General features: G+C 70.4%; 9 protein-coding genes. 5 read left to right on the top strand and 4 right to left on the bottom strand.

What is annotated here, in order from left to right:
• Positions 1-63 precede the first annotated feature (63 nt).
• Complete coding sequence (locus VFZ09_RS19005; RefSeq protein WP_329729019.1) at positions 64-3,396, top strand: OmpA family protein; 3,333 nt, start codon at positions 64-66, stop codon at positions 3,394-3,396.
• 128 nt (positions 3,397-3,524) lie between these two features.
• Here the strand turns inward: VFZ09_RS19005 and VFZ09_RS19000 are convergent, their stop codons facing one another.
• Positions 3,525-3,980 (bottom strand): hypothetical protein, encoded by a 456-nt coding sequence (locus VFZ09_RS19000; protein ID WP_329729018.1) that lies wholly within the window; start codon positions 3,978-3,980, stop codon positions 3,525-3,527.
• Between the two features lie 171 nt (positions 3,981-4,151).
• Between VFZ09_RS19000 and VFZ09_RS18995 the strand changes: the two genes are divergently transcribed.
• Positions 4,152-6,152, top strand: a complete 2,001-nt coding sequence (locus VFZ09_RS18995) for an ATP-dependent DNA helicase (protein WP_329729017.1) — start codon at positions 4,152-4,154, stop codon at positions 6,150-6,152.
• Between the two features lie 170 nt (positions 6,153-6,322).
• Positions 6,323-7,798 (top strand): sensor histidine kinase, encoded by a 1,476-nt coding sequence (locus VFZ09_RS18990; protein WP_329729016.1) that lies wholly within the window; start codon positions 6,323-6,325, stop codon positions 7,796-7,798.
• Between the two features lie 38 nt (positions 7,799-7,836).
• Here VFZ09_RS18990 and VFZ09_RS18985 read toward each other — a convergent pair whose 3' ends face one another.
• From VFZ09_RS18985 to VFZ09_RS18975, 3 genes are all read right to left on the bottom strand, one after another.
• Entirely contained in the window at positions 7,837-8,961 is a 1,125-nt protein-coding gene (locus VFZ09_RS18985; protein WP_329729015.1) for a type IV pilus twitching motility protein PilT, read from the bottom strand.
• A gap of 2 nt (positions 8,962-8,963) precedes the next feature.
• Positions 8,964-10,709, bottom strand: coding sequence for a PilT/PilU family type 4a pilus ATPase (locus VFZ09_RS18980; RefSeq protein WP_329729014.1), 1,746 nt, complete (start codon positions 10,707-10,709; stop codon positions 8,964-8,966).
• A 252-nt stretch (positions 10,710-10,961) separates the two neighbouring features.
• Positions 10,962-11,498 (bottom strand): GNAT family N-acetyltransferase, encoded by a 537-nt coding sequence (locus VFZ09_RS18975; protein ID WP_329729013.1) that lies wholly within the window; start codon positions 11,496-11,498, stop codon positions 10,962-10,964.
• A 285-nt stretch (positions 11,499-11,783) separates the two neighbouring features.
• On the opposite strand from VFZ09_RS18975, the gene VFZ09_RS18970 reads away from it, so the two are divergent.
• Positions 11,784-12,488, top strand: a complete 705-nt coding sequence (locus tag VFZ09_RS18970) for an MglA protein (protein ID WP_329729012.1) — start codon at positions 11,784-11,786, stop codon at positions 12,486-12,488.
• A partial coding sequence (locus tag VFZ09_RS18965) for an ATP-binding protein (protein WP_329729011.1) occupies positions 12,485-13,837 on the top strand: 1,353 nt, incomplete at its 3' end. The genes VFZ09_RS18970 and VFZ09_RS18965, both read left to right, overlap by 4 nt.

Raw genomic sequence — 13,837 nt, 5'->3', positions numbered from 1 at the left:
TGCATGCGGGGAGCCGGAAACACCGGCCCCCGCGAGTACCTCCGTTCCACCCTGGAGCGACCCATGCGGACCCATTCCTCACATTCCCCGGACTCCACCTCGTGGCATCGGCCCTCGCTGCTGCTGTGGGTGCTGTGGCTGCTGTTCACCCTCGCCGCGCTGCTGATGGCCGGCCGCGCCGAGGCCCAGAGCACCAAGAAGCCCCGTCACTGGAGCGACCAGCACGGCAACTTCGTCCTCATCGGCAACACGCTCGGGCAGGGCTGCAACGAGGAGACGCCCGCCCCGGTGGTGGGCACTGTCGGGGACAAGTGCGGCAAACACGGAAGCGGTGATGACACCTCACCGGACTACTTCTGGACCATCCAGAGCGTTGCCGGGGCCGAGCGGGCCGTGGCCGACCCGGACGTGCTCCCAGGAAATGCCCGCAGCCGGGCCAGTCTCGAGCTGCCCAAGGGGGCGCGGGTGACGTACGCCCGTATCTACTGGGCGGCCACGCGCTCCAACTCCCAGAGGCCCTCGGACCGGAGCCCGGAGCTGCCGGACACCACCGCGGAGCTCACCTTCCTGCGTGATGTGCCGATGGGTGCTCAGGAGACCCGCAGCCTCACCGCCGACGTGACCTTCGCGTCGGATCGCAAGGTCACGCAGGACTTCCAGTACCAGGCCTCGCTGGATGTGACGGACTTCGTCCAGGAGTACGGGCCGGGCCTCTATCAGCTGGGAGGGGTGGACACGATCGACCTGCGGGGCCGCTACTTCTCCTCCGAGTTCATGTTCACCGCCTGGTGGATGGTGGTGTTCTACGAGCTGGACAGCGAGCCGATGCGGGACCTGAAGCTGTACGACGGCCTGGATCCGGTGGCGGGCTCCGACATCACGGTGAACCTCCGGGGCTTCTACGTGCCGGAGTACGCCAACGAGGCGAAGCTGGGCGTGGTCGCCTTCGACGGAGACGAGTACGACAAGGGGGACTGGCTCGACTTCAACGAGTTCCGGATGGGGAACTCGCTGAACCCGGGGGACAACTTCTTCAACGGCACGCGCAGCCACCAGCCGCTCGCGGCGGGCTCGGTGGGGATGCCCGAGGCGGTGGCGGTGAGCGTTCCGGGAGACCTGCCCCAACTGACGGGCACGCAGGGGAGCCTGTCGGGACTGGACCTGGATGTGGTGGACGTGACGATGGCGGCCGGCTCCCAGACGGCCGAGGTGAAGGTGGGGACCTCGGGTGACATCTTCTGGCTGGGGGGCTTCGTTGCCTCCATCGCCACGAAGCGCCCGGACTTCCGGGAGACGTACAAGACGGTGGAGAACCTCACGCGGGCCGATGGCACGGCGCGGCCCGGCGATTACCTGCGCTACACCATCACCACGAAGAACACGGGGGACGATGCCGCCATCGACACGAAGTTCGTGGACACGCTGCCCGCTCAGCTCACGTATGTCGCGGAGTCCCTCCGGGTGAACAGCCGGCCGGTGACGGACCGCTCCGGCGATGACGTCGGCTCGTGGGATGGGAGCACCACCCTCACCGTCTACCTGGGCCTTGGCGCTTCGTCTTCCAAGGGGGGCGAGATGGCCATCGGTGACTCGGCCACCATCCAGTTCGAGGCGCTCGTCGCCTCCGGGGCCGGGGGCACCATCGAGAACGTCGCCCTCATCAACGCCGCGGGCAAGCTGGGCACGGACGCGATGGACACCCGCTCGCGCCCGGGTCCGGGCGTGCCTCCGGGTCCCACGCCCATCTCCATTCCGGCGACTGATGGCGATGGCGGCACGGACGGTGGGTCCGATGGCGGCACGGACGCTGGGCATGACCCGGAGCCAGTGGAATACGGTGTCGCGGGCCGTGGCTGCAGTGCCTCGAGCGGTTCGCCCCTGGTGTGGCTGGCGGCGCTGCTGCTCGCCGTTCCGCTGATTCGCTCGCGCCGCCGCACGGGCACCGCGGCCATGGGACTGGTGGCGCTCGGCACGCTGTCCGCTCCGGAGGCCGCGCGGGCCCAGCTGCTCGACCCGGCCACGCTGTCCCAGTCCATCGACGTGCAGCGCTACAAGCCCGGCCCTGGTGCCACGGATCTGCTCGGCGTGTACGGCGCGCGGGTGGACAAGCACCTGGGCTGGCACCTGGGCGCCTCGCTCAACTACGCCAACAACCCGCTGAACTTCCTCGACAAGCGCCAGGACGACTTCGTCTACGGCGTGGTGGCCACCCAGGTGACGCTGGACCTGATGGGCTCCATCTCCTTCTTCGACCGGTTCGAGCTGGGCATGGCCCTGCCCGTCACGTACCAGGCCTCCGAGCAGGGAGCCGCCGTGATGCCGGCCTTCGCGGAGGGGGTGAATGGGGCGGGACTGGGAGACCTGCGGCTGGTGCCCAAGGCGCACCTCTTCTCCAAGGGCGGGCTGCACCTGGGCGTGGCCGTGCCCGTGGTGGTGCCCACCGCGGGAGGCCAGGGCTTCCGCGGCGGAGCGGGCCTGGCCGTGCAGCCCCAGGTGGTGGGGGAGTGGCTCTCGGCGAGTGGCGTGCGCGTGGTGGCCAACGTGGGCGCCCACCTGCGCGGAGAGCAGCGGCTGAGCAACCTGCGCGCCGGCAACGAGCTGTCGTACGCGCTCGGGGCGCGGCTGCCGGTGGGGGAGCGGCTCGCGGTGCAGGCGCAGGTGTCGGGGGCGCTCGGACTGGCCGAGCGGAACGCCGAGGAGCTGCCGCTGGAGCTGCTGGCCTCGGTGCAGTACCGCGTGCGTGACGGGCTGCTGGCGCACGTGGGCGGTGGCCCGGGCCTGACGCGCGGCTACGGGACGCCGGGCTTCCGCGTCTTCGCGGGAATCGACTGGACGCAGCCTGGCGAGCGGACCCGTTCGGCCCGGACCGAGCCCGTGGCCTCCACTCCGGTGCCGGTGCCTCTGTCCGAGCCCATGGCCGAGGCGCCGGTGCCTCCCGCGGCTCCCGCGGCTCCCGTCATCGTCGAGACCGATCCGGTGCGGCCTCCGCCCGACGTGTCCCGGGTGCGCCTGGAGGCCAACCGCATCGTCATCCTGGAGAAGGTGCACTTCGCCACCAACAAGGACGTCATCCTGGACAGGTCCTTCGAGCTGCTGAAGCAGGTGGCGTCGGTGCTGAAGACGAACCCGCGGGTGGAGCGGGTGCGCGTGGAGGGGCACACGGACGACCGGGGTGACGACGCCTTCAACATGGACCTGTCGAGGCGGAGGGCCAACAACGTGCGCGCCTTCCTCATCGCCGAGGGGATTGCCCCGGAGCGGCTGGAGGCGGAGGGTTACGGCGAGACGCGGCCGATGGACACGAACGAGACGGAGGCGGGACGGGAGAACAACCGCCGCGTCGAGTTCAACATCGTGAAGCTCGCGGGCGGCGCGGACACGGCTGCGGCCCACTGATTGGGCCCGTGGATGTCCCCTCTCCCTCTGGGAGAGGGCTAGGGTGAGGGTCTTCGCCGTTCGAGGAACACGTGGGTGACGACCCTCACCCCCCGCCCTCTCCCAGAGGGAGAGGGCGCATGCGCAACTCAGGGCTGGCAGGCCTCGCGGAGCCACCTGGCGGCGGAGGAGACGTCGTCGAAGAACACGGCCGTGCCCGGCGCCGTGTGCTCCAGGGTGGTGTTCGCGGAGAGCTGGCTGAGCCGTGAAGGGGACTGCACCCAGGCGAATTGGCGCAGCCCTGCCTTCCTCATGCGGGGAAACCAGTTGCTCGCCACCCAGTAGGCGGCTTCCACCCAGATGCCCGTCACGTGGCTGTTGTCGTTCAGCACCTTCGACAGCCGCTGCGCCTCGAGGTGACGGAGGATCTCCTCGCACCCGGCCTTCACCATGTCCACGGACTGGTAGCCCTTCCAGTCGGCATGGAGCCACCCCTCGGGCTCCAGGTGGATGTCGATGTGCTCGCTCGTATGGAGCTGACGGCGGACCCCGTGTCCGTCGTCTGCCCGGCAGAAGCGGGGAACCAGGGGCGCGCGGAGGGCCACTTCTGGACGAAACCCCCACCCTCCCGGGAGGGGAGCGGGGGAGCGGGGGAGCGGAAAGCCCTGGCGCCAGCCCCACCGGCCAGGCAGCCGAGCCGCTCCTGTACAAAACCCGACGAGCGAGCGGCGCACTGTTATCCTCTTGTGCCCCTTCCTCCCGCCGCTCCCCCGTCCATGTCCCTGCCCGCCTCCTCGCACCGGCTCTCCGTCGACACGCTGCTCGGCCCTGGTGGCGCGCTCCAGGCCGCGCTGGACGCATACGAGTACCGCCCGGAGCAGCTGCAGATGGCGCGCTCGGTGGAGAAGGCCTTCGGCGAGCGGGGCTACCTGCTGGCCGAGGCGGGCACGGGCACGGGCAAGACGCTCGCCTACCTGGTGCCGGCGTTGCTCTCGGGCCGGCGGGTGGTGGTGTCCACGGCGACGAAGACGCTGCAGGAGCAGATCTTCTTCAAGGACCTGCCCCTCCTGCGCGAGCGCATGGGGCTCAGCTTCGAGGCGGCGTACCTCAAGGGGCGCAGCAACTACCTGTGCCTGCACCGCTACGACGCCTTCAGCAAGGATCCGCAGTTCGCCTCGCGGGAAGAGGGGCGGTACTGGAAGCACCTGCAGGCGTGGGCGAGCCGGACGGAGACGGGGGACCGGAGCGAGCTGGAGCTGCCCGAGTCCTTCAGTGCGTGGAGCCGGCTGTCGACGACGTCGGACACGTGCCTGGGCTCGAAGTGCCCGGTGTACGAGAGCTGCCACGTGACGCGGGTGCGGAGGGCGGCGGAGGCGGCGGACCTGCTGGTGGTGAACCACCACCTCTTCTTCGCGGACCTGGCGCTGAGGGGCCGGGGCCAGCGGGGCGAGGGCGTGTTGCCGCAGTACGACGCCGTCATCTTCGACGAGGCGCACGCGCTGGAGGACGCGGCGGGGAGCCACTTCGGGCACTCGGTGTCGAGCTTCCGGCTGGAGGACCTGGTGCGGGACGCGCTGGCCGTCCTGGCGCCCACGGACTCGCGCTTCGGGATGCTGTCCTCGCTGGTGGTGCGCCTGCGCACGCATTCGGAGGCGCTCTTCTCGCAGGCGCCACGGGTGCTGGGCCTCAAGGAGCACGAGGGCGCGGTGGCGCTCAATCCCGAGCGGCTGGCGCTGCTGTCGGGCTCCATCGAGCAGGTGAAGGAGGCGCTCTCGGCGTTGGGGGCCTTCACCACGACCGAGCGCGAGCCGGAGCTGACGCTGCTGACGCGGCGGTGCGCGGAGCTGGTGGCGGACCTGTCCTTCCTGGAGAAGGTGGAGTCGAACGACCACGTGTACTGGGCGGAGGCGCGCGGGCGGGGCGTCTTCCTGCGCGCGAGCCCCATCGAGATTGCCAGGGAGCTGCAGGAGCGGCTCTACGGAGGGGTGGACACGGTGGTGTTCACCTCGGCGACGCTGGCGGCGGAGGGGCGCTTCGACTTCTTCGCGCGGCGCATGGGGCTGTACGACGAGGAGGGCGTGCCGGTGGCGAGCGTGCGCACGGTGTCGGTGCCCAGCCCGTTCGACTTCGAGCAGCAGTCGGCGCTGTACCTGCCCACGCACCTGCCGGACCCGGCGGCCCCCGGCTTCATCGAGGCGGCGGCGGAGGAGATCATCCGGCTGTGCGAGGTGACGGGAGGCCGGGCCTTCGTGCTCTTCACCTCCTTGCGCAACATGGAGCGGGCGCACGCGCTGGCGCGCAGCCGGCTGCCCTACCAGGTGTTGTTGCAGGGCGAGCGGCCCAAGCAGCAGTTGCTGGAGGCCTTCCGCGAGGTGCCCAGCGTGCTCTTCGCGGCGCACAGCTTCTGGGAGGGCGTGGACGTGCCGGGGGACGCGCTGAGCCTGGTCATCATCGACCGGCTGCCATTCGCCTCGCCGGGAGACCCGGTGGTGGCGGCGCGCATCCGCCAGCTCGAGGCCCGGGGCGAGGAGGCCTTTGGGGGCTACCAGCTTCCGCAGGCGGCGCTGGCGTTGCGGCAGGGCTTCGGCCGGCTCATCCGCACGCGGGCGGACCGGGGCATCGTCGCGATGCTGGACCGGCGCATCGTCACCAAGAGTTACGGGCGCGCCTTCCTCACGAGCCTCCCGCCGGCCCGGCGCCTCAACAAGCTCGATGAGCTGAGCGCCTGGTTCGAAGGCACGCTCGCCCTCGAGCGCGAGGACGACGTCGACTTCTGACGGAAGTTTTCAATCGGCGGCTCCCCGTGGAAACGCCGTTGCGTTGGCTGTTGCGCATTGCGGGCAGGGGAGTCTTCGCGTCCATGACGTATCCGCGACGCGCCCGTTATTCTCCGCGACGTGAAGGTCGTGAAGGTCGCAGTGCCTCGACCGGGGGATCGGAGGCGTCCATGCTTGCACCCGAGATGGAGTGGGATGTCGCTGGGGAGAGGGCGGGAGCGGACCCGCTGCTGACGCGTCTCAAACAATCGGAGCGCACGCTGCTCCAGCTCTCCGAGGCGCTCGGAGAGGGAGAGCCGGTGGCGATGGTCTCGGCGCTGCGGCGCGAGGCCGAGTCCCTCCAGGGGCTGCGCAACCAGCTCCAGTCGCTGCTGGGGAACTGGGCCCTGGTGGCGGAGCTGTCGCATCGCCTGTTGAACCTGCCGCTGGAGGAGATGGAGCCGGGGCTGCGCGCCACGCTGGCGGTGCTCGGCGAATGGTTCGGAGCCCAGCGTGCCTACGTCTTCCTGCTGGCCGAGGACCGGCGCCAGGTGGCCGAGGTCTACGCGTGGTGCGCGGAGGGCGTGGCGCCTCATGACGTGGACGGCGCGCGCAGTGTGCCGGTGGACGCCCTGTCCTGGTCCATGCGCCAGCTGCTGACGGGACGGACCGTGCTCGTGAGGGACACGGCGCTGCTGCCTCCTGAGGCCGCGGCCGAGAAGCGGCTCTGCGAGACGCTGGGCACCCGCTCCTACGTGCACATGCCGCTGTTCCTCGGGGGCCGGCTGCTCGGGTGGCTGGGGTGCGATGCGGTGGGGAGACCGGGCGCCTGGCCGGAGGAGTCGCTGCGCCTGATGGCCGTCTCCGGCGGCGTGCTGGTGAATGCCCTGCAGCGCCAGCGGGTGGCGGTGTCCAACGACCGGCTCTCCGAGAGCCTGGAGCAGCTGCAGGAGGCGCAGAGCCAGCTGCTCTTCGCGGACCGGCTGGCGACCATCGGCCAGTTGGCGGCGGGCGTGGTGCATGAGATCAACAACCCGCTGTCCTTCCTGCTCAACAACCTGGCGCACGTGAAGCGGGTGATGGGGCAGGCGAGGCCGCCGGAGGTGACGCAGGCACTCGCGGACGCGAACGAGGGCGCCGAGCGGGTGCGGCAGATCGTGCAGGACCTGAAGCTGCTCTCCAGCCCGGACGAGATGGAGCGCGGCCCGGTGGAGGTGGGGAAGGTGGTGCGCAGCGCGGTGAAGCTGGCGGCGCACGAGATCCGCAACCGGGCGCACGTGGTCGAGTCGCTGGACGAGGTGCCGCGGGTGCGGGGCAACGAGGCGCGGCTGTGCCAGGTGTTCCTGAACCTGCTGTTGAACGCGGCGCACGCCATCTCACCGGGGCAGCCGGAGCACAACCGCATCCAGGTGTCCGCGCGGGAGGTGGAGGGCGAGCGCGTGCGCGTCGAGGTGAGTGATACGGGCTGCGGGATTCCGCCGGAGCTGCTGGAGCGGGTGTTCGACCCGTTCTTCACGACGAAGCCGGTGGGGGTGGGGAGTGGGCTGGGGCTCTCGGTGTGCCGGCGCATCATCACGGCGCACGGAGGGGAACTGTCGGTGGAGAGCGAGCCGGGGCGAGGCACCACCTTCCAGGTGTACCTGCCAGTGCACACCGGAGACCACTAGGGTTGCGCATGCACCCTCTCCCAGAGGGAGAGGGGACCTCAGTGCGAACCACCGGCCTCCCCGAGGTCGAACTCGGGCACCTCGAACTCCGGCTTGAGGCGCTGGAGCACCTTGGCGAAGGCCTCCTTGTCCTGGGCCTTCTCCATGGCGGCCTCCGGGGTGATGGTGTTGGCGGCCACCAGCTTCTCCAGGTGCATGTCGAGCGTCTGCATGCCCAGGTTCTGGCTCGCCTGCATCTTGCTCGCGATTTGAAACACCTTCCCCTCGCGAATCATCGACGCGATGGCGCTGGTGCCGATGAGGATCTCCAGGGCGGCCACGCGGCCCTTGCCGTCCGCGGTGCGGATGAGCTGCTGGGCGACGATGCCGGCGAGGCCCTCGGCGAGCATGCCGCGCACCTGCGGCTGCTCCTCCGCGGGGAACGAGTTGATGATGCGATCGATGGTGGCCGGCGCGCTGTTGGTGTGCACCGTGGCCAGCACCAGCACGCCGAAGCTCGCCAGCTGGAGCGCGAGCTTCATCGTCTCGTTGGTGCGCAGCTCGCCGATGAGGATGACGTTGGGGTCCTCGCGGCCCGCCGAGCGGATGGCGGTGGTGAAGTTGGCGGCGTGGATGCCCACCTCGCGGTGCGTCACCTGCGACTTCGCCGACTCGTGCACGAACTCCACCGGATCCTCGATGGTGAGGATGTGCGCCGGGCGGGTGTGGTTGATGTGGTGGATCATCCCCGCCAGCGTGGTGGACTTGCCGCTGCCGGTGGGGCCGGTGACGAGCACCAGTCCGCTGCGGCGCTCGGCCAGCTTGCGCACCACCTCGGGGGCGTTGAGCTCCGCCAGGGACAGCACCTTGCTGGGGATGGTGCGGAAGACGGCCGCCACGCCCGTCGTCTTGTAGAAGTAGTTGGCGCGGAAGCGCGCCTTGGTGCCGTAGCTGTAGGCGAAGTCGAGGTCCAGGTCCTCGGTTATCTGCCGCTTCTGCTCGGGGCTGGTGAGCTCGAAGAGCATCGCCTCCAGCTCCGGCTGGGTGAGGAGGGCCTCGCGCAGGGGCGTGAGCTCGCCGCGGATGCGTCCCAGGGGCGGGTGGCCGATGCTCAGGTGCAGATCGCTCCCCTTGTTCTCCAGGAGCTTGTCGAAGAGGGCGGCGATGCGCGGCGAGGAGCTCATGGTCAGGCGCTCTTCCGGTTGAGGAGGTTGCCCATCTTGGACAGCAGCTTGCCGCCATCCGGCGACGGGGGCTCGGGAGGAGCGCCGGGCCGCTTGCCCGTCACCATGGCCTCCAGCTCGTCGGGGCTCTCGGCGTAGGCCCTGGCGATCTCCAGCGTCGTCTTCCCGGAGCGCACCAGCTCGGCGAGCGAGTCGTCGAAGCGGATGATGCCGAGCGACTTGCCACGCTGCTGCAGGGAGGGAATCTGGTACGTCTTGTTGTCGCGGATGAGGTTGCCCAGGGCCACCGAGCCGGGGAGCAGCTCGGCGGCGACCACCAGGCTCTGGCGGTCCGCGCCAGGCAGCAGCCGCTGGCTGACGATGAGGCGCAGGCTGCTGGCGAGCGTCATGCGCACCTGCGCCTGGTCCCCCGGCGGGAAGAGGTCGATGAGCCGGTCGATGGTTTTCGCCGCGCTGGGCGTGTTCATCGTGGAGACGAGCAGGTGGCCCGTCTCGCTGGCGGACAGCGCCATGCGCACCGTTTCCGTGTCGCGCAGCTCGCCCACGAGGATGACGTCCGGGTCCTCGCGCAGGCTGCCCTTGAGGGCGGTGGCGAACGTCTTGGTGTGCGTGCCCACCTCGCGCTGGCTCAGCAGCGCCCGCCGGCGCGGGTGGAGGTACTCCACCGGATCCTCCACGGTGAGCACGTGGTGGGTCGTCTCGCAGTTGATGCGGTTGACGATGGCCGCCAGGGTGCTCGTCTTGCCGTGGCCGGAGGGGCCGGTGACGACGATGAGGCCCTGGTGGTGGTGGGTGGCCTTGGCGATGTCGACGGGCAGGCCGAGCGACTCGAGGGTGGGAATCTCGCGGGGGATGAGGCGGAAGCAGCCCTTGTAGCCGGTGCGCTGGCGCGAGACGTTGACGCGGAAGCGGCCGGACTGCCCCAGGTCCAGCGAGAAGTCGGCGCTGCCCTCGCGGTCCAGCACCGGGCGCAGGCGCGCGGGCACGTGCGGCAGCAGCATCGACTCCACCATCTCGGGCGGCAGCGGCTCACCGTGGGGCAGCAGCTCGCCAACGACGCGGAAGAGGGGAGGGCGGCCGGCGACGACGTGCAGGTCGCTCGCGCCCACGGTGCGTGCGTCCTCCAGCAGCATCGTCAGGTTGCGCGCGGACTCCGGGCGCACCACGAGGCGCGGCCCCTGGGGCACCTCGGCCACGGGCTCGGCGGCGGCGGGCGGAGGCGGCTCGGCGGGCGGAGGCGGCTCGGCCGTGGGCTTCTCGGTGGGGAGGATCTGCACGCCCTTGGCCGGCCGGGGGGACAGTCCGCCCGCGGGGGGCGCCGGACGCGAGGCGGCGGCCGGAGCCGGAGGCGCGCCCGTCCCGGCGGGGCGCTGGGCGGCGGGAGCCGGCGTGGCGGCGGGCGCGGGAGGCCGGGGCGTGGGCGCGGCGGCGCCGGCCTGGGCGGGCTCGGTGCGCATGACGCGCACGTTGAGGACGTCTCCCCGGCGCAGGGCGCCGACGACGACGGGTCCGAGGCCCTCCATGCGCATGGCCCACTGGCTCGGCTTGTCGGAGACGGTGGCGGCGCGGGCCTCTCCCACCAGGGTGTGGAGCATCCCCTGCAGCCCCTCGGGGGTGAGGAGGGCCGGGTCCAACGCCTCGAAGGCGCCGGTCGCCATCTTCACCATGGGGGTGCGCCCGGAGATGAGGGCGAGCTCCACCGCGCCCGGGCGGGCCAGGTGGCGCAGCAACTCCGTGAGGGTCTTCATGCCCGGCTCATCCTTCTTCCAGCCCCGGAGCCATGCCGGCCCCGGGAGAGCGCGTCCAGCATAGCCGCGAATTGCCACGAATTCTGGAAAGAGGACGGCCGGCGCGCCGCCGGGCCCGGGGGCGGGCGGGGGAGCGGCCGGAAAAAGAAGCGCCCGGCTCGGCCCTCGGAGAGGGTCCAGACCGGGCGCTTTCAGGAGAGGGAAGCGGCCCTGGAGGACGCGGCCGGGCTTCCCTTCCCGAGGCTCCTCAGCTCACAGCTCGCGAGACATGAGGAGGCGCAACTTGCCGGACTTCTTGGACACCACCGTGGCCACGGTGGTGAAGCCCGCGTTGCGGTAGAAGCTCACCGCCGGGGCGTTGGCCGGATCCACCCGCAGGGCGATCGTCTTGCGGAACATGTCCCGCGCCACCTGCAGGGCCTGGTTGAGCACCGCCTGGCCCAGGCCGCGCCGGCGCAGCTCCGGCCGGATCACGATGTTGCGCATGTAGGCGGCGCCGGGCACCGGACCGTCCCGCTCCACCGTCACATAGCCCACCACCTGGTTGTGCACCTTGGCCACGTGGATGAAGGGCTTGAGCGCCGTCAGCGCCTTGAGGCTGTCCTCCACCGTCTCTCCGCGGCTCTTCCAGGGCTCCGAGCTGGAGCGCAGGGCGGCCACGGACGCCATGTCCTCATCGGTCGGGGCGGAAAACTTCACCGCCGGCGCCAGGTCGTTGGGCAGGTTGGCCATGTCCGGCACTGGCATCGCGGCCACCTCCACGCCCGGGTCCACCCGCTTCATCGTCATGCCTTGCTCCTCCATTGCGCTACGATCCTAACCGCTTCACCGGTGCCCATGCACGCTCTGGGTGCGGCGCACATTTCCCCCCATGAGGGGGAGCCGGACTTTTCCAAACTGCGCATGGGCTCCCGGCATTCCAAGGCCGCCCGCTCCCGCCTCATCCGGGGGTTTTCGCACGGGTAGGGTGGGGGGCGGCTTTCAATGCTGAACACCTTTCACTATAAAAAACCGTCCGCCTGGGGCGGGTTGGCCCCCCCTTCCCTCTCCCTCTCGGCAGCCTGAGCTCCGCACGTGCAACTCAACCACGCCCAGCGCGAACTCACCCTGAAGATCGTCTACTACGGCCCAGGGCTGAGTGGGAAGACGACGAACCTGCGTGCCATCCACGCGCGGGCCCGGCCGGAGGCGCGCGGCCGGTTGCTCAGCGTGGAGACGCACGAGGATCGTACGCTCTTCTTCGATCTGCTTCCGGTGTTCTTCACCAGCAGCTCGGGCTTCAAGGTGAAGCTCAAGCTCTTCACCGTGCCGGGACAGGTGGTGCATGACGCCACGCGGCGGGTGGTGCTGCAGAACGCGGACGCGGTGGCCTTCATCGCCGACAGCCGCCGCAGCGCCTCCGCGGAGAACAACGCCTACTGGCGCAAGCTCCGGGCCAACATGAGGGAGATCGGTCTGGACGCGACACAGGTGCCGGTGGTCATCCAGTTCAACAAGAGGGATCTGCCGGACGCGCAGACGGACGCGGAGCTGGACGAGGCGCGCAAGAAGGGGGGGGAGCCGGTGGTGGGGGCGGTGGCGCTGAGGGGGGAGGGCGTGATGGAGACGCTGCACGTGCTGTTGCAGTCGGCGTGGCGCAACCTGGACGAGCGCGCGCGGCTGTCGCGCAACATCGGCCTGACGGAGAAGGAGTTCCTCACCCACATCTTCCAGCAGATGGACCTGACGGGAACCGGCCTCGAGTCCCAGTATCCGTCTTCACCCGGGAGGCCGCGATGAGCGCCGACAAACCAGGCGCCGCGGGCAGCGCGCCAGAGCACGCCGGCTCGGTGCTCCAGCGGAAGGCCTCGTTGGTGGACATGTTGGACCCGCTCAGCTTCGGGGACGTGGTGGAGAGCCTCGGGGAGCTGTACCGGGTGGGAATCCGGGTGCTGGACGAGCGGGGCCGGACGCTGGCGGACGCCAAGGGCGGCAACGGGGATTTCTGCGGCTTCGTGAACACCCACGCGCAGGGCCGTGCGCGCTGCACGGCGCTGGTGGCGCGGTTGAGCGAGGGGCCGCTGACGCCCACGCAGGGCGCGCAGGTGCTCCCCGGGACGAGCCCGCTGGGCGGCGAGCTGCTGGGCGTGCCGTGCTTCACCGGCCTGCGCTACGTGGTGATGCCGGTGCAGTGGGAGGGGGATCTGCTGGGCCGGGTGGTGTTCGGGCCGTTCGCGCCGGAGGAGCTGGCGGACGTGCCGGCGTCGCTGACCGAGCTGGAGGGGCTGGAGCTGGAGCGGGCGCGCGAGCTGCTGGCGCACGTGGGGCGGCAGAGCGAGCACCGGGTGGCGAAGATGCTGGCGCACGTGGCCCAGGTGCTGGCGGCGCTGATCGCGGCCGGGCAGAAGTCGTACCTGACGGGGCAGCTGCACCTCGAGGCGATGCTGGAGACGCAGCGGGACCTGGAGTCGCAGAACGCGCAGCTGATGAGGCTCAACCAGCGGTTGAAGGAGGCGGACCGCATCAAGTCGAGCTTCCTGGGGACGGTGAGCCACGAGCTGCGCACGCCGCTGTCGTCCATCATCGGCTACTCGGAGATGCTGGCCGAGGGGCTGGTGGGCGGGCTGAATCCGGAGCAGATGCAGTTCGTGCGCACCATCATCGAGAAGGGCAACACGCTGCTCAAGCTCATCTCCTCCATCCTGGACATGAGTCAAATCGAGGCGGGCAAGGTGCGGCTCGCCTTCGAGTGGGTGGACGTGCAGGAGCTGGTGGAGGGGGCGCTGACGAGCGTGATGCCGCAGGCGCAGCGCAAGGGCCTGACGGTGAAGGTGCAGCTGCCGGAGGTGGCGCAGCCGCGGGTGGTGGCGGACCGGGAGAAGCTGAGCCAGGTGGTGGTGAACCTGCTGGCCAACGCGGTGAAGTTCACGCCGGGCGGTGGGCAGGTGGAGGTGCGGTTGTCGGCGCACGGCCAGCAGAAGGACCTGGGCGTGGAGGGCTACCGCATTGAGGTGGAGGACACGGGGGTGGGGATTCCGCTGGATCAGCGCGAGCGCATCTTCCAGAGCTTCTACCAGGTGGACGACAGCCCGACGCGCGAGTACGGCGGAGCGGGGTTGGGGCTGGCGATCGTGAAGAGCTACGTGGAA

Origin of the sequence: Archangium sp. (assembly GCF_036277355.1) — a bacterium.
In the GTDB taxonomy this organism is placed as follows: domain Bacteria; phylum Myxococcota; class Myxococcia; order Myxococcales; family Myxococcaceae; genus Archangium.
Note: the sequence above shows the minus strand (reverse complement) of the source record. Positions and strands in the feature narration are given on the sequence as shown.

Bases quoted from the DNA above. Each gene is read 5' to 3' on its own strand.
- VFZ09_RS19005 (WP_329729019.1), top strand. From the start codon at position 64: ATGCGGACCCATTCCTCACATTCCCCGGACTCCACCTCGTGGCATCGG.
- VFZ09_RS18995 (WP_329729017.1), top strand. From the start codon at position 4,152: ATGTCCCTGCCCGCCTCCTCGCACCGGCTCTCCGTCGACACGCTGCTC.
- VFZ09_RS18990 (WP_329729016.1), top strand. From the start codon at position 6,323: ATGCTTGCACCCGAGATGGAGTGGGATGTCGCTGGGGAGAGGGCGGGA.
- VFZ09_RS18985 (WP_329729015.1), bottom strand. From the start codon at position 8,961: ATGAGCTCCTCGCCGCGCATCGCCGCCCTCTTCGACAAGCTCCTGGAG.
- VFZ09_RS18980 (WP_329729014.1), bottom strand. From the start codon at position 10,709: ATGAAGACCCTCACGGAGTTGCTGCGCCACCTGGCCCGCCCGGGCGCG.
- VFZ09_RS18975 (WP_329729013.1), bottom strand. From the start codon at position 11,498: ATGACGATGAAGCGGGTGGACCCGGGCGTGGAGGTGGCCGCGATGCCA.